General features: G+C 73.2%; 24 protein-coding genes. 12 read left to right on the forward strand and 12 right to left on the reverse strand.

What is annotated here, in order from left to right:
- Positions 1–47 precede the first annotated feature (47 nt).
- Positions 48–545, reverse strand: a complete 498-nt coding sequence (locus tag ACWD3O_RS17615) for a VOC family protein (protein WP_451416469.1) — start codon at positions 543–545, stop codon at positions 48–50.
- 191 nt (positions 546–736) lie between these two features.
- Here ACWD3O_RS17615 and ACWD3O_RS17620 point away from each other — a divergent pair, with 191 nt between their 5' ends.
- Positions 737–1,387, forward strand: coding sequence for an ATP-dependent Clp protease proteolytic subunit (locus ACWD3O_RS17620; RefSeq protein ID WP_451413484.1), 651 nt, complete (start codon positions 737–739; stop codon positions 1,385–1,387).
- 2 nt (positions 1,388–1,389) lie between these two features.
- Positions 1,390–1,983, forward strand: a complete 594-nt coding sequence (locus ACWD3O_RS17625) for a ClpP family protease (protein WP_451413483.1) — start codon at positions 1,390–1,392, stop codon at positions 1,981–1,983.
- Between the two features lie 47 nt (positions 1,984–2,030).
- Here ACWD3O_RS17625 and ACWD3O_RS17630 read toward each other — a convergent pair whose 3' ends face one another.
- From ACWD3O_RS17630 to mgrA, 3 genes are all read right to left on the reverse strand, one after another.
- Complete coding sequence (locus tag ACWD3O_RS17630; protein WP_451416470.1) at positions 2,031–2,378, reverse strand: helix-turn-helix domain-containing protein; 348 nt, start codon at positions 2,376–2,378, stop codon at positions 2,031–2,033.
- 109 nt (positions 2,379–2,487) lie between these two features.
- Positions 2,488–2,940 carry an ATP-binding protein gene (locus ACWD3O_RS17635; protein WP_451413482.1) on the reverse strand — a complete coding sequence of 151 codons (453 nt, stop codon included), beginning with the start codon at positions 2,938–2,940 and terminating at the stop codon, positions 2,488–2,490.
- 195 nt (positions 2,941–3,135) lie between these two features.
- A complete protein-coding gene (gene mgrA / locus ACWD3O_RS17640) occupies positions 3,136–4,134 on the reverse strand; it encodes an L-glyceraldehyde 3-phosphate reductase (RefSeq protein ID WP_451413481.1) in 999 nt (332 codons plus the stop codon).
- A 111-nt stretch (positions 4,135–4,245) separates the two neighbouring features.
- Here mgrA and ACWD3O_RS17645 point away from each other — a divergent pair, with 111 nt between their 5' ends.
- From ACWD3O_RS17645 to ACWD3O_RS17665, 5 genes are all read left to right on the forward strand, one after another.
- Positions 4,246–4,755 carry a mycothiol transferase gene (locus ACWD3O_RS17645; RefSeq protein ID WP_451413480.1) on the forward strand — a complete coding sequence of 170 codons (510 nt, stop codon included), beginning with the start codon at positions 4,246–4,248 and terminating at the stop codon, positions 4,753–4,755.
- 151 nt (positions 4,756–4,906) lie between these two features.
- Positions 4,907–5,338 (forward strand): SPW repeat protein, encoded by a 432-nt coding sequence (locus tag ACWD3O_RS17650; RefSeq protein WP_451413479.1) that lies wholly within the window; start codon positions 4,907–4,909, stop codon positions 5,336–5,338.
- A gap of 159 nt (positions 5,339–5,497) precedes the next feature.
- On the forward strand, positions 5,498–5,761 hold the full coding sequence (locus tag ACWD3O_RS17655) for a GlsB/YeaQ/YmgE family stress response membrane protein (protein WP_451413478.1): 264 nt from the start codon (positions 5,498–5,500) through the stop codon (positions 5,759–5,761).
- A 241-nt stretch (positions 5,762–6,002) separates the two neighbouring features.
- Complete coding sequence (locus ACWD3O_RS17660) at positions 6,003–7,619, forward strand: alpha/beta hydrolase (protein ID WP_451413477.1); 1,617 nt, start codon at positions 6,003–6,005, stop codon at positions 7,617–7,619.
- A 225-nt stretch (positions 7,620–7,844) separates the two neighbouring features.
- Positions 7,845–9,239 (forward strand): PP2C family protein-serine/threonine phosphatase, encoded by a 1,395-nt coding sequence (locus tag ACWD3O_RS17665; RefSeq protein ID WP_451416471.1) that lies wholly within the window; start codon positions 7,845–7,847, stop codon positions 9,237–9,239.
- A gap of 199 nt (positions 9,240–9,438) precedes the next feature.
- Here ACWD3O_RS17665 and ACWD3O_RS17670 read toward each other — a convergent pair whose 3' ends face one another.
- Positions 9,439–10,923 (reverse strand): DNA-binding protein NsdB, encoded by a 1,485-nt coding sequence (locus tag ACWD3O_RS17670; RefSeq protein ID WP_451413475.1) that lies wholly within the window; start codon positions 10,921–10,923, stop codon positions 9,439–9,441.
- Between the two features lie 231 nt (positions 10,924–11,154).
- On the opposite strand from ACWD3O_RS17670, the gene ACWD3O_RS17675 reads away from it, so the two are divergent.
- Positions 11,155–12,279 carry an aminoglycoside phosphotransferase family protein gene (locus ACWD3O_RS17675; protein WP_451416472.1) on the forward strand — a complete coding sequence of 375 codons (1,125 nt, stop codon included), beginning with the start codon at positions 11,155–11,157 and terminating at the stop codon, positions 12,277–12,279.
- Between the two features lie 186 nt (positions 12,280–12,465).
- Entirely contained in the window at positions 12,466–14,451 is a 1,986-nt protein-coding gene (locus tag ACWD3O_RS17680) for an N-acetylmuramoyl-L-alanine amidase (RefSeq protein WP_451416473.1), read from the forward strand.
- 84 nt (positions 14,452–14,535) lie between these two features.
- On the opposite strand, the gene ACWD3O_RS17685 is transcribed toward ACWD3O_RS17680, so the two are convergent.
- From ACWD3O_RS17685 to ACWD3O_RS17710, 6 genes are all read right to left on the reverse strand, one after another.
- Positions 14,536–15,033 carry a hypothetical protein gene (locus tag ACWD3O_RS17685; protein ID WP_356127269.1) on the reverse strand — a complete coding sequence of 166 codons (498 nt, stop codon included), beginning with the start codon at positions 15,031–15,033 and terminating at the stop codon, positions 14,536–14,538.
- Between the two features lie 45 nt (positions 15,034–15,078).
- Positions 15,079–16,014: a universal stress protein gene (locus ACWD3O_RS17690; RefSeq protein ID WP_451416474.1), complete on the reverse strand. Its 936-nt coding sequence runs from the start codon at positions 16,012–16,014 to the stop codon at positions 15,079–15,081.
- Positions 16,015–16,231: 217 nt separating this feature from the next.
- Complete coding sequence (locus ACWD3O_RS17695; RefSeq protein ID WP_451413471.1) at positions 16,232–16,477, reverse strand: DUF397 domain-containing protein; 246 nt, start codon at positions 16,475–16,477, stop codon at positions 16,232–16,234.
- Between the two features lie 121 nt (positions 16,478–16,598).
- Entirely contained in the window at positions 16,599–18,116 is a 1,518-nt protein-coding gene (locus ACWD3O_RS17700; RefSeq protein WP_451416475.1) for an acyl-CoA synthetase, read from the reverse strand.
- Between the two features lie 139 nt (positions 18,117–18,255).
- Complete coding sequence (locus tag ACWD3O_RS17705) at positions 18,256–18,447, reverse strand: DUF2795 domain-containing protein (protein ID WP_451413469.1); 192 nt, start codon at positions 18,445–18,447, stop codon at positions 18,256–18,258.
- Between the two features lie 42 nt (positions 18,448–18,489).
- On the reverse strand, positions 18,490–18,864 hold the full coding sequence (locus ACWD3O_RS17710) for a ferredoxin (protein ID WP_451416476.1): 375 nt from the start codon (positions 18,862–18,864) through the stop codon (positions 18,490–18,492).
- Between the two features lie 96 nt (positions 18,865–18,960).
- Here ACWD3O_RS17710 and ACWD3O_RS17715 point away from each other — a divergent pair, with 96 nt between their 5' ends.
- From ACWD3O_RS17715 to ACWD3O_RS17725, 3 genes are all read left to right on the forward strand, one after another.
- A complete protein-coding gene (locus ACWD3O_RS17715; RefSeq protein ID WP_451416592.1) occupies positions 18,961–19,368 on the forward strand; it encodes a ChaB family protein in 408 nt (135 codons plus the stop codon).
- Between the two features lie 74 nt (positions 19,369–19,442).
- Positions 19,443–19,808, forward strand: a complete 366-nt coding sequence (locus tag ACWD3O_RS17720) for a DUF6479 family protein (RefSeq protein ID WP_451416477.1) — start codon at positions 19,443–19,445, stop codon at positions 19,806–19,808.
- Positions 19,809–19,867: 59 nt separating this feature from the next.
- The gene (locus tag ACWD3O_RS17725; protein ID WP_451413525.1) at positions 19,868–20,218 is read left to right on the forward strand and encodes a hypothetical protein; all 351 of its coding nucleotides are present in this window, start codon (positions 19,868–19,870) and stop codon (positions 20,216–20,218) included.
- A 106-nt stretch (positions 20,219–20,324) separates the two neighbouring features.
- Here ACWD3O_RS17725 and ACWD3O_RS17730 read toward each other — a convergent pair whose 3' ends face one another.
- Positions 20,325–21,641, reverse strand: coding sequence for an MFS transporter (locus ACWD3O_RS17730; RefSeq protein ID WP_451416478.1), 1,317 nt, complete (start codon positions 21,639–21,641; stop codon positions 20,325–20,327).
- Positions 21,642–21,771: the final 130 nt, after the last annotated feature.

Consider the following 21,771-nt stretch of genomic DNA (forward strand, 5'->3'; position numbering starts at 1 on the left):
CCGGGCGGTGCGCGGCGCGGCGGGCCGGGGCGGCGGCACGGCCGGGATCAGGCCGCTTCGGCGGCGGCGCGGAGTTCGGCGACGTCGAGCCGCCGCATCGTGAGCATCGCGGCCATCGCGCGGGCGGCCTTCGCCCGGTCGGGGTCACGCATGATCTCCAGGGCCTCCTTGGGGATGACCTGCCAGGACAGCCCGTACTTGTCCTTCAGCCAGCCGCACTGGCTCTCCTTGCCGCCGTCGCCGATCAGCGTGTTCCAGTAGTGGTCGGCCTCCTTCTGGCTGTCGCACATGATCTGGAAGGAGATCGCCTCGTCGAAGTGGAACAGGGGTCCGCCGTCCAGCGCGGAGAACCGCTGGCCGTTGACGGTGAACAGGACCTCGGCGACCGACCCCTCGTCGTCCGGGACGATCCGCTCGGGGCCGGCCTCGGAGTACCGGTCGACGCGCTCGATCCGGGACTCCGGGAAGACCGAGACGTAGTAGTTGGCCGCTTCCTCCGCCTGGTTGTCGAACCAGAGGCAGGTGATGAATCCGTTGATGTCCATCGGTTCCTCCCGATTGTCCGCCGTTCACCACTGTCGACCCGTGGCGCCGTCGAAACTCATCGGCCCGCGGCCGCTCCCCGGGGATCTGCCGTCGGCGAATCTGCCGCGGGCAGAGAAATGCCCTGGTGGGACGAGGCCGGGGGCACAGTCGAAGCAGACCCTTCCGGCACCAGTCCTCAGGAGGACCCACGATGCTTCCGCCGCTCGCCCCAGGACCGCACGGCGCGCCCCGCGCCCAGGACGGCGACACCCCGTACACCCGTTTCGACGACCAGCTGGCCCAGGCGCTGCTGGCACAGCGCATCGTCATGCTCGGCACCCAGGTCGACGAGGTGTCCGCCAACCGGGTGTGCGCCCAGCTGCTGGTGCTGTCCGCGGAGGACCCGCGGACCGACATCGGCCTCTACATCAACAGTCCCGGCGGCTCGGTGTCGGCCGGGCTGGCCGTCTACGACACCATGCGGGCGATCCCGAACGACGTGTCGACCCTGGCGATGGGCTTCGCGGCCAGCATGGGCCAGTTCCTGCTGACCGTGGGCGCACCGGGCAAGCGGTACGCGCTGCCCAACGCGCGGATCATGATGCACCAGCCGTCCGCCGGCATCGGCGGCTCGGCCGCGGACATCGCCATCCAGGCGGAGAACCTCGAGTTCACCCGGGCGCAGATCGAGCGGATCCTCGCCGAGCACACCGGTCGGACGCGGGAGACCATCGCCCGGGACTCCGACCGCGACCGCTGGTTCACCGCGGAGCAGGCCCGGGAGTACGGCATGGTCGACCGTCTCGTGGACTCCTTCGACGAGGTGCGTCCCAGCACCTCCCGACGCCGGATGGGGCTGTGATCATGGGAAGCTACACGGTTCCGTACGTGACGGAGCGCACCGCCCGGGGCGAGCGGTCCTACGACGTCTTCAGCCGCCTGCTGTCGGAGCGGATCGTCTTCCTGGGCACCGAGATCGACGACGGCGTGGCGAACGTGGTCATCGCCCAGCTGCTCCACCTGGAGTCCGAGGCCCCCGACCAGGAGATCGCGCTGTACCTCAACTCCCCCGGCGGCTCGGTCACGTCGCTGATGGCCGTCTACGACACCATGCGCTTCGTGCGGGCGCCGATCGCCACCTTCTGCGTGGGGCAGGCGGCGTCGACGGCGGCGGTGCTGCTGGCGGGCGGCGACCCGGGGCGGCGGTTCGTGCTGGAACACGCGCGGGTGCTGCTGGGACAGCCGGCCAGCGCGGGCAGCCAGGGGACGGTGGCCGAACTGGCGCTGCGGGCCCGGGAGATGGGCCGGATCCGGGCCCAGACGGAGGAGGTGCTGTCCCGGCACACGGGCCACGACACGGCGACGCTGCGCGCCGACATGGACCGGGACAAGGTGTTCACCGCGCGGGAGGCGGTGGCCTACGGGCTGGCCGACGAGGTGCTCACCGAGCGCCTGTGAGACGCACCTCCGAGACGCGCCCCTGAGGCTCCGTCAGACCCGCACCGTCAGGCCGCCAGGCAGAGACCGCCGCGGTGCGGGACACCGGACGTGAGGGCCGTGGACCGGGTGGTGAGGTCGCTGTGCACGCGGATCAGCAGGTCTCCGAGGCTCAGACCGAGGGCACGGGCGGCGGCGGCCAGGACCTCCGAGGAGGCTTCCTTGCGGCCGCGCTCGAGCTCGGAGAGGTAGGGCATGGAGATCCGCGCCGCCTCGGCGACCTCCTTGAGCGTGCGCCCCTGGGCGAGCCTCTCGCGCCGGAGCGCCTCGCCGACGAGGTCGCGCCACAGCGGCTCCTTGGCCCGGTCGGGGCGGCGGAGGGGAACGGGGGTCCGGGAAGATGCGTGGTCGCTCACCCTGTTCAGCCTAGGCGGCGCTCCGGTCGCGGCAAGACCGCCCGCAGTGGTTCCGCTCAGAGGTGAATCGCCACCGGGCGGGCCCGGGGGACGGGGGCGACCCGGGGGGTCAGCGCGCGAGGCGGAGGGTGGCTCGTATCCGCTTGCCGACCGGGACGCGCTCCACGACGACCTCGTCGGCGAGCGCGTGGACGATCTCCAGGCCGTGCCGGCCGACCCGCTCGGGGTCGCGGGGGAAGATCTTGGGCAGGGCGACGCTGCTGTCGTAGACCGTGACGGTCACGCGGTGGTCCGAACCCTCGAGTTCGAGGATGTAGGGGCCGTGGCTGTGGCGGTCCGCGTTGGTGACCAGTTCGCTGACCACCAGAAGGAGTTCGGCGCCGTACCGCTCGTCGGCCGTCGCACACCACTCGTTCCTCAACTGCTCGAGGAAGTGCCCCGCGAACTCACGCGCCTCGGCGATGCACCCCGGTTCACCGGTGAAGTGCGTCGCGCGCCGCAGAGGTTCCACGGGCACGTCGAAGCCCGTCGTCACCACGGTCCCGTCCAGGTGCTCGATCATGCGTTTCTCTCTCGGATGCCGGCCCGGCCGGATACTGATGCGCCTGTCCTTGTACCCGGGTACGGCCACGGCACTCCCCCTATTTTGACGCACGCGTCACCGTGCGTACACATGGCGTGGTTCCTGTGGGGTCCGTGGGGGCCGGGGACCTCGGCCCTCCCCCGCACAGGAACCACGCCGGTGGCCCCGCCCGGATCAGCCGGCGGCGCGGACGATCGCGTCGATCCGGGACAGCTCGTCGTCGTCGAAGTCCAGGTTGCCGATGGCGGCGACGGAGTCCTCGAGCTGCTGCGGGCTGCTGGCGCCGACCAGGGCGGAGGTGACCCTGCCGCCCCGCAGCACCCAGGCGAGCGCCATCTGGGCCAGCGACTGGCCGCGGTCCGCGGCGATCCCGTTCAGCGCGCGCAGGTGCTCCACGAGCTCCGAGGTGACCTTGTCGGCGGTCAGGAAGGGGCTGTCGCTCGCGGCGCGGGAGCCCTCCGGGATGCCGTCGAGGTAACGGCCGGTGAGCAGCCCCTGCTCCAGCGGCGAGTAGACGATCGACCCGACCTGGAGCTCGTCCAGCGCGTCGAGCAGACCGGTCTCCTCGGGGCGCCGGTCGAGCATCGAGTAGCGCGGCTGGTGGATCAGCAGCGGCGTGCCGAGGTCGGCGAGGATGCGGGCGGCCTCGCGGGTCTGCTCCGGCGAGTAGTTCGACACGCCGACGTAGAGCGCCTTGCCCTGCTGCACGGCGGAGTGCAGCGCCCCCATGGTCTCCTCGAGCGGGGTGTCCGGGTCGGGACGGTGCGAGTAGAAGATGTCGACGTACTCGAGACCCATCCGCGACAGGCTCTGGTCGAGCGAGGAGAGCACGTACTTGCGCGAGCCCCACTCGCCGTACGGGCCGTCCCACATCAGGTAGCCGGCCTTGGTGGAGATCACCATCTCGTCGCGGTACGGGCGCAGGTCGGCCTTGAGGGCCTCGCCGAAGGCGGACTCGGCGGCACCGGGCGGCGGGCCGTAGTTGTTGGCCAGGTCGAAGTGGGTGACGCCCAGGTCGAACGCGCGCCGCAGGATGGCCCGCTGGGTCTCGACGGGGCGGTCGGGACCGAAGTTGTGCCACAGGCCGAGCGAGAGCGCGGGCAGCTTCAGGCCGCTGCGTCCGGTGCGCCGGTAGGGCATCCGCTCGTAGCGGTCGGGATGGGCGGTGTACAACGCGACTCCTGGTGGTGGACGTGTCCGGAACTGCGCGATCACTCTTCCTCACCACCCCTCCCCCGGTCCAACCGCCGAGCGAGGAGGCCCGATCCGGAGGAGGCTGGAGGCATGCACGCACGGGACATTCTGATCGACGGGTACGGCCGGATCCGCGAGGAGGTGCACGCGGCGGTCCAGGGCCTGGACGCCGGACAGCTCGCCGCACGCCCCGACGCGGAGGCGAATCCGGTGGCCTGGCTGGTGTGGCACCTGACCCGGGTCCAGGACGACCACGTCGCGGACGCGGCCGGCCTGGAGCAGGTGTGGACGGCGCAGGACTGGTACGGCCGTTTCGCCCTGGACCTGCCGGCCTCCGACACCGGCTTCGGGCACGACGCCGCGCGGGTCGCCGCGGTGCGGGTGGACTCCGCGGACCTGCTGACCGGGTACCACGACGCGGTGTACGAGCAGACGCTGGGCTTCCTGCGCTCCCTGACGGCGAGCGAGCTGGGGCGGATCGTCGACGAGCGGTGGGATCCGCCGGTGACGCTGGGAGTACGCCTGGTCAGCGTGCTCTCCGACGACCTGCAGCACGTCGGGCAGGCGGCCTACGTCCGGGGTCTGGTCGAACGCATGTGACCCGCATTACACATAACGGGCGATTGGGGGCAGAATGGAACAGGTGCGGGCAAAGCCGCACACATTCGATTCCTTCCGTCCGCACCCGCGGTCAGGCCTGAGATCTCGAAGGAGCCGAGTCATGGCCAATGTCTCGCACCAGCGTGGTGACATGGCTAGTCACCCCGACGTGCTCGAAATGAGGGAACAGTACGCCCGCTCCCAGCAGCAGGGACCGAATCTGGGGATGCTCGCCGCGCCGCTCGCCCTGGTCGGCGTGTTCTGCGCCGCGTCGCCCTGGATCCTGCACTTCACCGGGAGCCAGCCGCCTCTGGTGGCGCACAACCTGATCGTGGGCGCGGCGATAGCCGCCCTGGCGATCTGCGCGGCCGCCAACCCGACGCGGATGGGCGCGCTCGGCTGGGCGGCCGCCGCGCTCGGCGTGTGGATGATCATCGCCCCCTGGGTGGTCGGGACAGCACCCGACGCCGGCGTGATCATCACCCACATCTGCATCGGCGCGCTGGCGATCTGCCTCGGAGCCGCGTGCGCGGCGCTGGGCATGAAGAAGGCGAAGGCCGCCAAGGCGTCGTCGAGGTTCTGACGACGCCTCTCGCGGTCCTGCGCCACCACGGCGGGGCCGGCCGGGGTTACCCCCGGTCCGGCCCCGTTCGCGTGCCCGCGCTCCCGTCGGGAGGCGCGTGCGGCTCCCGACGCGGGGCAGAAGGAGGGGAGACGACGCAACCGAAGGGATGGGCGCAAGATGGAGGTCTCGGGCATCATCAGCGCGATCCTCATCGGCATCGTGATCGGCGTGCTGGGACGTCTCGTGGTTCCCGGACGCCAGCGCATCGGGGTGCTGTGGACGATCGTGGTGGGCATCGCGGCGGCGCTGATCGGTTCGGCGCTCGCCGGGGCGTTCGGCGTCGCGGACACCGACGGGCCGGACTGGGTGGAGTGGCTGATCCAGGTCGTGCTGGCCGCGCTGGGTGTGGCAGCGCTGGACCGCAGCCGCGCGACGCGCTGACGCGTCCCGCCGGAGGGACACCGGGGCGGAGGGGAACGACTTCCCCTCCGCCCTCGCCGTGTCACCCGTTCGGTCCCGCGGTCCCGCCGGTCCCGCAGGGACGGGAGCGACGAGCGCCACCCGCACGGCGCCCCGGACCGGTTCCTGGCCACGGGGGTGCGGTCCCGGACGGCCGGTGAACAGGCGAGGCCGGCGGGGCGCGCCTAGGGTGGGTCACGGCCGTCCACCCCAGGAGGCTCGTATGCAGGGACCGTGCTCCATACGTGTCGCGGCCAGGGCGGCCGCGCTGGCCGTGCTCTGTACGGCGCTGCCCGCCGCCCCGGCCGCGGCGAAGGGCGACGCGGCGGACGTGCCGCAGTCGCTGCGGCGCTTCTACGAACAGCGCGTCACCTGGCACCCCTGCGACGCGGAGGGCGCCCCGAGAGGGTTCCAGTGCACGGCCGTGACCGTGCCGCTGGACTACGCCCGGCCGGGTCGCGGCACGATCGACCTGGCGCTGGCCCGCTACCGCTCCACCTCCGACCGGCCGCGCGGCTCGCTGGTCCTGAACTTCGGCGGTCCCGGCGGCGAGGGCGTCGGCCGGCTGGCCATGGCCGGCAAGGACTTCATGCCGCTGGCCGAGGGCTACGACGTGGTCACCTTCGACCCGCGCGGCGTCGGCCGGTCCTCCCCCGTGACCTGCGGTGAGGCCGTGTACTCCGGCGGGAACGAGACCGGCCAGGGGGACGGCGAGGGACCCGACGAGAGCGCCTCGCCCGACCGGGTCGCGGACGGCGAACCGCACGCCTACCTCCGCCGGCTGCGCGAGGTCGCCGAGGCCTGCGCCGCCCACTCCGGCCCGGTCCTCGAACACATGGGCACCGTGGACGCGGCCCGGGACATGGACGTCATCCGCCAGGCCCTCGGCGACCGCCGCCTGAACTACCTCGGCTTCTCCTACGGCACCCGGCTGGGAGCCGTCTACGCGGCGCGGTTCCCCGACCGGGTCGGACGCTTCGTCCTGGACGGCGTGGACACGCTCACCGCGTCCCCGGTGGAGCAGGCCCGGGCCGGCGCGGCGGGCCAGCAGGCCGCCCTCGAGCGCTTCCTGGAGTGGTGCGTGCGGGACATCGCCTGCCCCTTCGGCCGCGACGCCCGCACCGCGCCCCGGCAGGTGAAGCGCCTGGTCGACATCCTGGACGCCCGCCCGGCCCCCTCGCCGGACGGCAGGCCCTTCACCGGCCAGGACCTGGTGGCCGCCCTGGGACAGGCGCTCTACAGCCGGGCGCTGTGGCCCCCGCTGGAGCGGGCGGTGGCCGACCTGGTCGAGTACGGCGACCCCCGTGGCCTGCGCTCCTTCACCCAGGGCTCCTTCTCTCCCCCGGTGCTCGGCCGCGAGAAGGGGGACCGGCGCCGGCAACCCGTGCCCCTGGACAATCCCCCGGCCGCGCTGCTGGCCGTGAACTGCGCCGACTCCCCCGAACGCCCGTCCGCGGCGCGCATCGCGGCGCGGCTGGGAGCGATGCGGACGTCCTACGAGAAGGCGTCCCCGGTCTTCGGCCGCTACCGGCTGGCCGAGGCGCTGATGTGCTACGGGCGGCCCGCGGGAACCGACTTCGTGCGCGAGCGGGTCCGGAACCTCGACACGGCCAGGATGCTCCTGGTGGGCACCCGCGGCGATCCCGCGACGCCGTACCGCTGGACGGTGGAGACGGCACGACGGCTGGGCCCGTCGGCGGTGGTCCTGGACAACAAGGGCGAGGGCCACACGGGGTACGGATCATCACGCTGCGTACAACGGACCGTGGAGAATTTCCTCCTCCACGGGGAACTGAAGGGCGGTTCCTGCCCTGCGGAGGAGCCCGACGCGGGGAACTGACGCCTAGTCAGGTAGATTGTCCTGGCCGCCAACTTGCCCGCGCGCCAGTGACGTTGGTCCCCATTCCCTGGGGCCGAAGGTCCCGGAAGACTCTGACATATGCCAGAAGCACCACCCCATCGAGTGTTGCCAAATCCCTTACAGCGGGTGGCGAGCTGTGCGAGAGTCGTATCCGGTTCACCGACCGGCCCCGGCCGCACCGTCTCTCAGACACCGGAGTTCGTCATGCCGTCCCATCTGTCCGCGGATCGCCCCGCCGACCGCGCGCCCTCCGGCGCCGGCCCGGTGGAGGCCCTCATCACGCGGACACGGCAGCTCAGGACGGACATGGACGCGGTCCGCCGCGACACGGAGAGCAACGGCACGGACCCCGCGGACCGGTGGCAGCGCGCTCTTTACGACCTCGCGCTGCACCACCTGGAGGACCTCGACGAACACCTGGCACAGCTCCGCGAGGGCCCCCCGCCCACGGCCGGTTCCCCCGAGGCGCTGCCCGCCTCGCCGGCCGCGGATGGCGGGCCTGCCACGGCCCCCGGCCGGATCGGCAGCGCGGAGTGGGAACTGCTGACCGACGAGGTCCGCTGGTCCGCCGAGTTCTACGAGATCCTCGGCATGGCTCCCACCGCCCACGCCCTCACCCTCGACGAGCTGCCGTCCCTGGTGCTCGACGAGGACCGGCCCCGGCTCACCGCGATGGTGACGGACTGTCTGGTCGACGGACGTCCCATCGACGGCGAGTTCCGGATCACCCGGCCGGACGACGGCAGGGTGCGGAGCGTGCACATGAAGGGCGAGCCCGTGCTCGACGCCGACGGCAACACCGCCTCCATGTGGGCCGTGCTGCGTGACGTCAGCGAACTGCGCCGTCACCGGCGGACGGTGAGCGAGACCCGTGACTCGCTCCGTCACCGTCGGCCGGCCCGGTCCGGGCAGGGGCTCGTGGTCGAGCCGCAGGAAGCCTTGCTCCCCCCGTGGCACGGCTTCCTGCGGCTCCCGCGACAGGACGGGCCCGGCTCCCTGGAAGTGGCGGCCCACCGGCTGCCGTTCGAGGGACCCGGTGAGCCCGCGGGCGGCGACTGGTACGACGCCTGCGAACTCCCCGACGGCGAGACGCTGCTCGGCCTCGGCTCCCTCGACGGGGAGCCCTCCGCCGTCGCCTCCGGGACGGCGATGGTGATCGGCGGACTGCGCGGCATGGCGATGGCCGGCACCGCGCCCGGACAACTGACCGCCTGGCTGGGCGACCTGATGAGCCGGACCGCCCTGCCGCTCACCGGACCGGCCGTGTGCTGCCGGTACCGGGCGGAGACCAGGACCCTGCGGTGGGCCGGCCGTCCCGCCCCGATGCTGTTCCGGGACGGGACGGGCCGGCGGCTGCGCACCCCCGACGGGCAGGCCGAGGCCGAGCACCGGCTGGAGGCGGGCGACCTGCTGGTCCTCCACGCTCCGGGACCGGTCACCGGCCAGGACGGCGAGCGCCGACTGACCGACCTGGCCCGGACCCTCCTGGCGGAACCCACCGCGCAGGGCGCGGCGCGCGTGCTGGCGGACGCGTTCGCCACAGCCGCCGAACGGCACACCGGGACAGCCTGGTTCCTCGTCGCCCGCGTGCAGGACTGACGCGTGCAGGACTGACGCGTGCAGGGCTGAACAGCGGCTGCGAACCCGCTGAGCACCGGCGCGCGGAGAACGCGCACGTCCACGGCCGGACCACGACCGGCACAACGACGACCGGCACGACAACGACCGGCCGGACGACCACTGACGCCCGGTCGGGCACAGGGATGCCGGGCCCACCCGGTGGGCGGGGCCCCACCCCTCAGACCGCCGCGCCGCTTCCCGGCCGCTTGGGCTTGGGCAGGGCCAGCTGGATCTCCTCCCGCAGTTCATCGATCTTCGGATAGCTGGCGTACTGACCGGTGAGGCGGTACATCTCCCTCAGCCGGTCCCACGTCCGGTGCGAGGAGTTGTTCCCCATGGACACCAGTGCCAGGCGCGCGTAACGGTCGGCCTGCTCCGGGTCGTCGGCGATGAAGCAGGCGGACGCCAGGGAGAGCCAGTCGAAGATCTTGGAGCGCTCCCGGCCGTTGGCCCGCAGGTCCAGCGCCCGCTTGGCGTGGTTCTGCGCCAGGGAGGCCGCCGACGACTCGTGCTCGGCGAGGGTGCGGTAGGCCAGGGCCTCCATGCCGTGCAGGTCCGCCTCGTCGAACATCTGCATCCAGCTCGGCGGGGCCACGTCTCCCTTGTCGGAGACGAAGAGCTCCTCGGCCTGCCCCAGCGTGCGGCGCATGGCCTGGCCCTTGCCCATGGATGCCTGGGCCCAGGCCTCGATGGTGTGCAGCATGGCCCTGGTCCGCGGCAGCACCTCCTCACCTGCGCCGGACTTGGCCAGCTTCATCAGGTCCAGGGCGTCGTCGGGACGGCCCAGGTGGACCATCTGCCGGGCGGCCCGGGAGAGCGCCTCACCGGCCCGTGGCCGGTCGCCTCCCTCGCGCGCCGCGTGCGCCGCGATGACGAAGTACTTCTGCGCCGTGGGTTCCAGGCCCACGTCGTGCGACATCCACCCCGCCAGGACGGCCAGGTTCGCGGCGACGCCCCACAGGCGGCGCTGCAGGTGCTCGGGGTGGCGGTAGGCGAGCATGCCGCCCACCTCGTTCAACTGCCCCACGACCGCCTTGCGTTGCAGTCCCCCGCCGCGCGAGGCGTCCCAGGCGCGGAAGACCTCGACGGAGCGTTCCAGCTCCTCGACCTCCTCGGACCCCACCGGGGCCGCCTCGTAGCGGTCGAAGCCGGCCGGTTCCGCGTGGAACAGTTCGTCAGTGTGGGTGGCGTCGGCCGCGAGGGCCGGGTCCGTGTTCAGCCACTGGTGCATGGCGCTGTGGAGCGCCGCTCCCGTGGTGAGCGCGACGCCCGCGCCCACCAAGCCGCGTCGGTTGAGCATGAGGTCCATTCCCGTGAATTCGGTGAGGACCGCAGCCGTCCGCTCGGGCGCCCACGGCAGACCGTCGGGATTCTCCTCGCCGCGCTGCCGTTTCCCCGTTCGCCCTCGCCGGACCAGTCCGAGATCCTCGATGGTCACGACACGGCCGAGACGCTCGGTGAACAGAGCCGCCAGCACCCGCGGCACCGGATCGCGGGGGATCTCCCCCATGTCGATCCAGCGCCTCACCCGGGAGGTGTCGGTCGCCAGCTGCGGATGGCCCATGGCCGCCGCCTGCCGGTTGACCAGCCTCGCGAGTTCGCCCTTGGTCCAGCCGGCCAGGCCGAACAGGTCCGCCAGGCGGGTGTTGGGTTGTCCGCTCACGTCAAGCCCCCAGGATCTCGGCTGACTTGACACTAACGCGGGCCAAAGTGCCAAGCGACTATTCGCCAGGGTTCGCCAGGGGTCGCCAGTTGTCAGCCATGGGGCTGGTTGCGGTGGAGTAGAAGTGCGCCATCCCGCCCCGGTCCTCCGGGGGCTCTCCCCAGGGTGCCCTCAGGGGCCGGGGCGGATGGTGCGGTACCTCTCCTTGGCACACGAAGGGAACCGTCTCCCATGTACGCAGTGTCGTCCTCCGTGTCCGCCCCGCTCCGGCCGCAACCCCGCCCGGGCGCCGGCCCCTTCCTCGACCCGACCCGCCCGATGCAGCCCTCGGGTCCCCGGCTGAGGCGGTTGCCGCCGCAAGGGAGCGGGACGCTCAGCGGCAGGCTCGACCTGTCCGGTCCGCAGGGCGCGCAGCTGCGGACCGCCATCGCCTCGGTGCACCGCATCTGCCCCGAGTTCGCCCCCGTCCAGGTCCTGCGGCGGACGGGCCGCTCGGTGCTCCTGGTCGGGACGACCGGGCGCACCACCGCGGTCGCCAAGGTTTTACTGGACGACTCGCCGGCCTGGGCCGAGCGCATCCGGCACGAAATAGCTGCCTACCGGTCCTTCGTCCGGCACCGGCCCCCCGTCAGGGTGCCGAGGCTGATCGCGGCGGACCCCGACAACTGCACGCTGGTGATCGAGCGCGTGCCGGGGCGGGCCGCGGCGCTGCACCGGCACCCGGCGGAGGCTCCGCCGCGTGCCGACCTCCGGGCGGCCCTGGGGGCGATCTGCCGGCTGAACGCCTGGCGGCCTCCGGCGGGCACCTTCTCCGCCCCGCTGGACTACGCGGCGCGGATCAACCGGTACCACGCGCTGGGCCTGCTCACCGACCGCGACCTGGGGGACCTGCAGAAGCTGCTGCACGGCATCGCGCACACGTCGGGCAGGCAGGGCATGGGGCAGTTCTGCCACGGTGACGCGCTGCTCTCCAACATCCTGGTCGCCCCCACGGGACCGGTGCTGGTGGACTGGGAGCACGCGGGCTGGTACCTGCCGGGGTACGACCTGGCGACGCTGTGGACGGTGCTGGGAGACGCGCCGGCCGTACGACGCCAGATCAGTCAGCTCGCCCAGTCCCAGGGGCCGGCCGCCCGGGACGCCTTCCTGGTCAACCTGATGCTGATCCTCACCCGGGAGATCCGCACCTACGAGACGGCCGTCCAGCGCACCATGCACGACCTCACGCCCCCGCCGGTCGGGGCGCCGGCCGGGGCCATCCCCTCGGGCGAGGAACAACGGCTGCTGCTGCGCCGGCTGCACGACGACGCGCAGATGGCGCGGCGGGCGGTGCGCGCCGCGGTCGGCACCCGCTGACGTTGTCCGGTATCGCCGCAGGACCCGGTCCCTTCCGGGTCCTGCGGCGTTTCCGGGGGACGACGTGCTCCCTCCCGGTCAACACCGTTGCGTGGGCATGCCATTGACGGGGCGACGGGATACCGATATCCCTGACCCCACGTCCCGACCGTCCCACCAGCGCACAGCCGTCCCCGGGAGGATGCCTTGCGAGGAACCGCCACCGCCCCCACTCCCCCACCGGGGGCCCGACGCCCGCTGCCGAGACGCGTGGCGGGAGCCGTCGCCGCGGCCGCCCTGCTGCTGCCCCTGCTGGGCGCGGCGCCCGGGGAGGCGGCGGGCGGGGCGCCGCTGCGGGAGGCCTTCGCCAGGGCCTCCGCAGAGTACGGCGTGCCGCAGAGCGTGCTGCTCGGCGTCTCCTACCTGGAGTCCCGCTGGGACGCCCACAACGGCGCCCCCAGCGTCGCCGGCGGCTACGGCCCGATGCACCTCACCGACCTCTCGGTGGCGCTGGCCGAGGCGCCGCACCACAGCCACGGCGAGGAGGACCCGCGGGGCGACGACGCCCGGCCGATGGCGGCGCCGGAGGCGGGTGACCTCCCGGTCCCCGAGGCGTCAAAGCTCCCCGCGCACCTGCGGACCCTGCCCGAGGCCGCCGAGCTCACCGGCCGGTCCGTGACGGAGCTGCGCGAGGATCCCGCGGCCAACGTCGAGGGCGGGGCGGCCCTGCTGGCGCGGACCCAGCGTGAACTGGGGCTGCCGCTCAGCGAGGACCCGGCCGACTGGTACGCGGCGATCGCCCGTTACTCCGGTGCCGACAACAGCGCGACGGCCGCGATGTTCGCCCAGGACGTGTTCTCGGTGATCTCGGCCGGCCAGGAGCGGGTGACCGACACGGGCGAGCGGATCGTCCTGGCCGCGGACCCGCGGGCCGAGGCCGATCCGGCGCAGCTGGAGCGGGCCGGTCTGAAGAGGCTGGACCAGGACGGCACGGAGTGCCCGCCCACCGTGGCCTGCGAGTGGATCCCGGCCCCGTACGAGCACCTGGGCGGTGACGATCCGGGCGACTACGGCAACCACGACCTGGCGAACCGCCCGGCCGACCAGTCGATCGACTACATCGTGGTGCACTCGACCGAGGCGACCTGGGACACCACCCTGATGCTGGTGCAGCGGCCCAGCTACCTGGCGTGGCACTACTCGATCCGTTCCTCGGACGGTCACATCGCCCAGCACATCAAGGCCCGGGACGTCGGCTGGCACGCGGGCAACTGGTACGTGAACTCGCACTCGATCGGCGTGGAGCAGGAGGCGTTCCTCGCGCAGCCGGACGCGTGGTTCACGGAGTCGCTGTACCGTTCGTCGGCCCGTCTGGTGAAGTACCTGGCGAAGCGCCACGGGGTGCCGCTGGACCGGCAGCACATCCTGAGCCATGACGCGATCCCCGGTGTGACCGCCGCCAACGTTCCCGGCATGCACACCGACCCCGGCCCGTACTGGGACTGGGCGCACTACTTCCAGCTGATGGGCAAGCCGTTCCACCAGAACGCGAACCCGCACGACGACGTGGTGACCATCCGCCCGGACTACGCCTCCAACCAGCCCGTGTACACGGGCTGCGTCCGCGCCGGGGTGGCCTGCGCGCCGCACGGTTCCAGCGAGGTGCGGCTGTACTCGGCGCCGTCGGAGGACGCGCCGCTGGTGCGGGACATCGGTCTGTACCCGAAGAACGAGGGCCGGACCACGATCGGCGTCAACGACGTCGGCGCCCGTGCCTCGACGGGCCAGCAGTACGTGGTCGCGGAGCGGGCCGGCGACTGGACGGCGATCTGGTACCTGGGGCAGAAGGCATGGTTCCGCAACCCGGCGGACCGGCCGGCCGCGGTGCCGACCAAGGGTCTGGTGGTGACGCCGAAGGCCGGCCTGACGTCGGTGCCGGTGTACGGGCGCGCGTATCCGGAGGCCTCGGCCTACCCGCCGGGCGTACCGGTGCAGTCGCTGGCTCCGCTGCCGTACCGGTTCGAGGCCGGGCAGCGGTACGTGGCGGGTGACCGGTTCCACCCCGAGTACTTCTGGAACACGACGTTCGGCGGCCGGGGCACCGTGGTGCGCGGCCAGGACGACTACTACCAGATCCAGCTCGGGCACCGGGTGGCCTTCGTGAAGGTCTCCGACGTGGACGTGGTGTCCTGACCGGCGGGTGAACGAAGCGGAACGACGAAGGGGCCGGACCACCGAGGTGGTCCGGCCCCTTGACGTGTCGGCGGGGGGTGGGGCTCAGCCCTGGCGGAAGAGCTCGGCGGGCAGCGGCTTGAGGAGGGCGTACAGGTCCTCGGTGATCGGGCGGTCCCAGGAGGCGATGGTCACCAGGACGTTGTCGCTGCGGTCGAACTGCACGCAGGAGATCCGGCTCTCGGAGAGCTTGACGCGGCGGACCACCAGGAGGTTGTCGCCCTGGAGGACCGGTACGTCCTCGGAGCCGACGACGGTCACCTCCTCGTCGTTCTCCAGGGCCAGCAGCAGCTGGGCCACCTCGAACGGCACCTCCCCCTCGGGGACGTCACGGGCGGGCGAGCCCTCGGGGAGGTTCCCGATGATCATCGCGGGGCCGCGGTTCCCGAACAGGTCGTAGCGCAGGAAGACGCCCTGGCACGTGCCGTCGGGGGCGGGCAGCAGGCCGGCGCCGAGGTTGCCGGGCCAGTCGCCCGGGTCCATGGCCAGAACGTCGAAGTCGGGCCCGGCGGGCGTGGCGCTGCGGCGGCGGAGGAACGACATGCCGCAATGGTACGTGGCCCGCCGGGCTTCACCATGTGCGGGAGTTCACTCCTCGTCGGTCCGGTCCCCGTCGGTGCCGCCGTGGTGTCCCGCGCCGTGCGGATCGACCACGGCCACCGGGGCGGCGGCGTGCAGCAGCACCGCCTGGGTGACCGAGCCGACCATCCGGGTGGGGACCAGCAGCCGCCGCTGGTGGCGGCCCACGACGACCAGTTCGGCGCCCCGGGAGTGGGCGACCAGCCGGCCCGCCGCGTCGCCGCTGTCCACCGCGAGGTCGACGGCGACGCGTGGGTACCGTTCGCGCAGCGGGTCGAGCCGTTCCTCGGCGAGCGACCTGGTCTCGGCGGCGATCCCGGCCTCCTCGATCACCGGCAGCGCGAACTCGCCGGGCGCTGCCCAGATCTGCGGGGGCCACGGGTAGACGGTGACGGCCTGGACCCGCACCCGGCGCCGCTCCGCCTCGGCGAAGGCGAACTCCAGGGCGTCGTCGCCGGCGCGGTCGACGCCCAGGCCGACGACGACGCGGGGCCCTTCGGAGGCGCCGGTGAGGTCCTCGGGGACCTGGCGGCCGGGCCGGGGCACGACCACGACGGGGCAGTGCGCGTCGCGGGCTGCGGCGATACCGGTGGAGCCGAGCAGCAGGCTGGCGAAGCCGCCGCGGCCCCGCGATCCCACGACCAGCAGGGACGCCTCGGTGCTGACCTCGGGCAGCACCGCTCCGGGGGCTCCCACCCGGCTGAGGTACTCGACCTCCGGCCGGCCTCCGGTGCCCTCCTCGACGCGGGCGCGGACCTGGTCGAGGACCGGGTCGTCGGCGGTGTCCACGGCGACGAACTCGGGGGGCGCCCAGGCCGGGTACTGGCGCACGTGCACGACCCGCAGCGGCGCCTCCCGCATCAGCACGGCCCGCACCGCCCAGTCCAGGGCGCGCAGGCTGTCCTCGGATCCGTCGACCGCCGCGATGACCGGCAGGGTGGTCATGGAGTCCCTCACCTCCGGATGTCGATCTTCCGCCTGTCCCCGCCCGGCCTGGCCCGGAGGGCGGGCCGGGACGGGAAGCGGTGGCCGAGTGTCCGGATTCCGGGCGGGGAACCCTCCCGCGGCGGCATGGGCCGTTGCGGTACGGGCCGTGCGGAGGGACCCGGACCGGGAGGGCCGGAGGGCAGCAGGGCCGGGGGCGAGGGCGAGGGCGGGGCGGTCAGGTGAGGTCGAACTCGCCCTCGCGGGCGTCGGAGACGAAGACGCCCCACTCGTCGGGGCTGAAGATCAGGGACGGACTCTCGGGCCGCCGGCTGTTGCGCATCGCGACGAAGCCCTCGACGAAGGCGATCTGGACGTCGCCGCGGCCGCGGCTGCTGGAGCGCCATTCGGCGTTGCTGAGGTCCAGGTGGTCCGGCTTGTCCCAGCCGGTGCGGCGCTGCTGCTGGGTGGTGCTGTCGGCCACGTCCGTGCTCCTCCCGTTGTCGTCGGCGGACAGCCTACCGACCGGTCGGGTCCGCCGACAGGCCCCGTGCCGCGCTCGAACGGCACGGGGCGCGGCCGTGCCGCGGCACGGGGACGCCGGCTCAGCCCGTGGCGCCGAACCGGTCGCGCAGCTCGCGCTTGAGGATCTTCCCGCTGGCGTTGCGCGGCAGTCCGTCGACGAGGACGACCCGCTTGGGCGCCTTGAAGGAGGCCAGCCGCTCCTTGGCGTGGGCGACCAGTTCCTCCTCGGTGACCTCGCCGCGCGGTACCACGAAGGCCGTGACGGCCTCGATCCAGCGTTCGTCGGGCAGCCCGACCACGGCGGCCTCGGCGACCTGCGGGTGGGTGTAGAGGACGTCCTCGACCTGGCGGGAGGCGACCAGCACCCCGCCGGAGTTGATCACGTCCTTCACCCGGTCGACGATGGTGTGGTAGCCCTCGGCGTCGCGGACGGCGAGGTCGCCGGAGTGGAACCAGCCGTCCCGGAAGGCCTCCTCGGTCTCCTCGGGCTTCTCCCAGTAGCCCTCGCAGAGCTGCGGGGAGCGGTAGACGATCTCGCCGGGTGTGCCGTCGGGGACGTCCTTGCCGTCCTCGTCGACGACGCGTGCCTCGACGAACAGGACGGGGCGGCCGCAGGAGTCCATCCGGCCGTCGTGCTCGTCGGGTCCGAGCACCATGGCGAGGGGGCCGATCTCGCTCTGGCCGAAGCAGTTGTGGAAGGCGAGGCCGGGCAGGCGTTCGCGCAGCCGCTCCAGGACCGGCACCGGCATGACCGACGCGCCGTAGAAGGCCTTGCGGAGCGCGCTGAGGTCGCGGGTGGCGAAGTCGGGGCGGTTGGCGAGGGCGATCCAGACCGTGGGCGGGGCGAACACGCTGTCCGCGCGCCCGGACTCGATCAGGTCGAAGAGGCGGTCGCCGTCGGGGGCGTCGAGGATGGTGTTGCGCGCGCCCACCGCGAGGTAGGGCAGCAGGAAGACGTGCATCTGCGCCGAGTGGTACAGCGGCAGGGAGTGCACGGGCCGGTCGTCGGCGCTCAGGCCGAGGGCGGTGACGGCGCTCAGGTACTCGTGGACCAGGGCGCGGTGGGTCATCATCGCGCCCTTGGGGAGGGCGGTGGTGCCGGAGGTGTAGAGGAGCTGGGCCAGGTCCTCGGCGTCGGGTCCCGGCCCGTCGTAGGGGGCGGCGGAGGCGAGGCGGGCGAGCAGGGAGTCGTCTCCGTCGCGCAGGGCGAGGACGCGGGCGCCGGCCGGGAGGCGCCCGGCGATCGCCGGATCGGCGAGGACCAGGCCGCTGCCGGACTGGCCGAGCAGGTACTCCAGGTCGTCACCGACGAGGTTCTGGTTGACCGGCACGTGCACCAGCCCGGCGCGGGCGCAGGCGAGGTAACCGATCAGGTAGGCGTCGGAGTTGTGCCCGTAGGAGGCCACCCGGTCGCCGGGTTCCAGGCCTTCGGAGAGGAGCACGCCGGCGGCGCGGGAGACGGCGTCGTCGAGTTCGGCGTAGGTCCACGACCGGTCGGCGTAGTCGACCGCCACCCGGCCGGGGGTGCGGTGCGCGCTGCGGCGCAGGACGGCGTCGACGGTGCTGGCGTTGCCGTTGCCGGCGGCGGTTGGGCTCATGGCGCCGATCCTGCGCGGGCCCGCTGCCGGGGTCAAGACGTCTGCCGCCGAGGTCCCGTTCCGTCCTCGGGACCGCGGCGGCGGTCGGTGTTCGTGGCGTCCGGCCCCGCCGGGCGCGGCGGTGGCCGGCGACGGCGGATCAGCCCTTGAACACCGCCTTCTGCACCTCGTTGGGGCCGTCGAAGCTGTCCTGCTTGAGGTTCTCCAGCTTCTCGACGAGCTTGCCGTCGGCGTGGTTGTTCCTGGCGCGGTCCACCAGGGACTTCTTGTCCGTCGGGTAGTCCATGCCGCTGAGGGCCTTCTGCAGCTCGATCGGGTTGGTGTCGGCCATGGTGTACCTCCTGGGAGGGTGGTGCGTCGGTTCGGGCCCGCGCTACGCGGCGAGCGTGGCGAGGAACTCCGTGCAGGCCTCGGCGCAGCGGCGGCAGGCCTTGGCCGCCTCCTCCGCACCGGGGCAGGCGTCGAAGACCTCGGCGCACTCGAGGCAGACGGTGCGGCACCATTCGACCTGCATCCGCAGCCCTGCCTCGTCCAGTCCGGTCTGTTCGGACAGCACCCGGCAGGTCGCGTCGCACACCTCGGCGCACATGATGCCCTTGCGCCGGGCGCGGTCCTGCGCCTCGGTGCCGTCCGGATCCATGAAACCCGCGCGCAGGGCGCAGGCCCGCGCACATTGGGTGCAGGCCTGCGCGCAGGCGAACCGGTCCTCCAGGAACCGGTAGAGCTCGTCCTGGGATGCGCTCGTCACGGGGCCCGAGTTGCCCCGTCCGGCGGTGTCAAACGCCTGTCGCCGGGCACCCGGCGACGAGGACGAAGGGGTCGACGAACGGAAGGGGTGATCCGATTGCCCGGCCGTGAGGAACTGCCGTCCACGCTCGAACGCTCCTCCGAGGAGGCGCGGCGCACCTGGATCAAGGCGCACGACTCGGCCGTGGAGCAGTACGGCGAGGGCGAGCGCGCCCACCGGGTGGCGTACGGGGCGCTGAAGCACACGCACGAGAAGGTCGGCGACCACTGGGAACGCAAGGAGGGTGGCCGCAAGGGGCCCTCCGACCTTCGGTCGGCGCGGCCGCGGCAGCAGGGCGGCCGCAGCGGCGAGGGGGTGGACGAAGACGCCTCGAAGGAGCACCTGTACGAGCTGGCCCGGCGGCTGGAGGTGCCCGGCCGGTCGCGGATGGACAAGCCGGAGCTGCTGGACGCGATCCGCAAGGCCAACCGTTCACGGACCCGGTCGGCCCGGGAGGGGGACTGAGCCCGGTCCGGCCGGTCGGCACGACGCAGGACGATGATCGGTTCATATTCGGCGATCTAGGGTAGGTACGTACCATGAGTGACGAATGGGTGCATTTCGCCCTGGAAGAGGGGCATATCGGCGGCCTGGCTCCGTTCATCCTCGGCGCGATCGTGGCGGCCATGCTGATCGCGGCGGTGATCTTCGGCTGGCGGGTCCGCCAGCGCGAGCCGCGCAGGCCCACTCCGGAGGAGCAGCCCAAGATGCCTCCGGGCGGGCCGGTGCGCGAGGACCGGACGACCCGCGACGCCGACGACGTGCCGAGGCACGACCACGACCGGCTCACGCCGTACCAGCTCGACCCGCAGGGGACCGTCCCCTCCGAGGAGGAACCGCCGCGCCCGCGCTGGAACGAGGGCGGCAGCGGCGGCTTCGGCAGCGGGGGCGGCGGCCACCGCTGAGGCGGTCGCGGCGCTCCCCGCACCATCGCACCCTCATCGCAGGAAGTGAGTGAGTGACCATGTCCCATTCCGGCCGCGACGACCTGCCGCTCCCCGACTACGACCAGCTGCCGCTCGGCTCGCTGGAGAGCCGGATCCGTTCGCTGACGTCGGACCAGGTGGAGAAGCTCCTGACGCACGAGAAGGAGCACGGTCACCGGGTGCCGGCCACCCAGGTGCTCTCCGCGCGTCTGGACCAGCTGCGCCACGGCGCGGAGCCGACCGGGGGCGACCCCACGGGCCTGCGTCCCGAGCAGGGTGGCGTGGCGGGTGGCTCCCCGGTGTCGCCGAGGACGTCCCCGCAGCCGTTCAGCCCGCCGCCGCACGGCACTCCCGACCAGCGTGGCAGGCCGAAGGGCGACCGTTTCTGACCCTCACGCGCTCCCTCGCGCGGGCCCCGGGCGCTTCCCGCCCCGGGGCCCGCGCGCGTGTGCCGGGGCGGGCCCGGTGTCAGCTCCGCGCGTGGGGAGCGGCGGGTCAGGCGGCTCCGGCCGGGTCCGGTGCCGCCTTCGCGCCCTTGCCCCGGATCCTGGCCCGCAGGCCGAGGGCGACCGCTCCGGCGACGAGAACGAGCGTGGCGACACCGGATCCGGCGAGGACGGCCCGGGGCCCGAAGGCGGCGGTGAGCGGGCCGCCGAGGGCGGTGCCCAGCGGTGAGGAGGCGAGCAGGGCGGCCGCGCGGACGGCGAGCACGGTGGTCAGCCAGGCCTCGGGGGTGCGGTCCTGGAACAGCGTGAACGACAGCGCGGTGAAGGGGCCGTAGATCACGCCGCCCAGGGCGAAGCAGGCCACGGTGACGGCCGGCGGCGCTCCGAGGCCGAAGGGGAGCAGGATGAGACCCCATCCGGCGACGATGCCCAGCGCCGTCGGCCACAGCGGGAGCCGTCGCAGCAGCCCGGCGGCGAGTCCGCCGAGGACCGCGCCGACGCTGAACAGCGTCCAGTACAGGCCCAGCAGCCCGGCGCCCTGGTCCAGGTCGTCGGTGACGTGCAGCGGGAGGGCCACCTCGACGGGGCCGTAGAGGAAGTAGAAGAACCAGGTGAGCGCCAGGATGCCCAGCAGTTCGGGCCGCTGCCGGAAGAGGGCGAGGGCGGCCGACGCCTTCCCGCCGGCACCGCCCACCGGGTCGGCCGCCGGGTCGGGTGCCGCGGGTTCGCCGGGTGCCTCGGGCCGGACGCGGGCGGCGCCGAGGGCGAGGACGGCGAAGGTGAGGGCGTCGATCCCGATGATCCAGGCGGGGTGCACCACGGTGATCAGCACTCCGGCCGCGGCGGGCCCGAACACCATCGCCGCCGAGGCGCTCGCGCTGACCAGGGCGTTGGCGGCGAGCCGTTGTCCGGGCGGCAGGAGCGTGGCGAGCAGCGCGTACTTGCCGGCGCTCCCCCACGCGTGCAGCAGCGAGGAGGCGGCCAGCAGCACCACGTACAGCCAGGGGGTCAGCACGCCCAGGGCCCAGGCCAGCGGCACGCAGGCGAGCATGGAGGCCCGCAGCACCGCGTCGGTGAACAGCAGGCGCCGGGCCGGGAAGCGCCGCATCCACCGCCCCAGCAGCAGTGCCCCGAGGGCTCCGGGCAGTGCGTACGCGGCGACGGCGGTGCCGACGTAGAGGCCGCGGCTGCCCTCGGGCGCGAGCAGCACGGCGAGCCACGGCACGGTGACGATGGCCATGCCGTCGCCGAAGTCGGAGGCCACGAAGGCCGGGAGCAGTCGCCGGAAGGGACGGTGGGCGAGCACCGGCCGGTAGGCCGGGGGCAGTTGGGGCAGCCGGGGCCACCGGGATCTGGGTGCGGTCACCGGGACAGCTTGCGGCCCGGGTCCCGTCCGGCGTCAACCCGGCGGATGCGCCGCGGCCGGTTGGGCCGGTCACGGCCCCGGCGGCATCGGTTTCTTCCTTCCCGTGCGTCCGGCATGGCGAGTGGTCAAG

Source organism: Streptomyces sp. NPDC002640 (assembly GCF_053592575.1).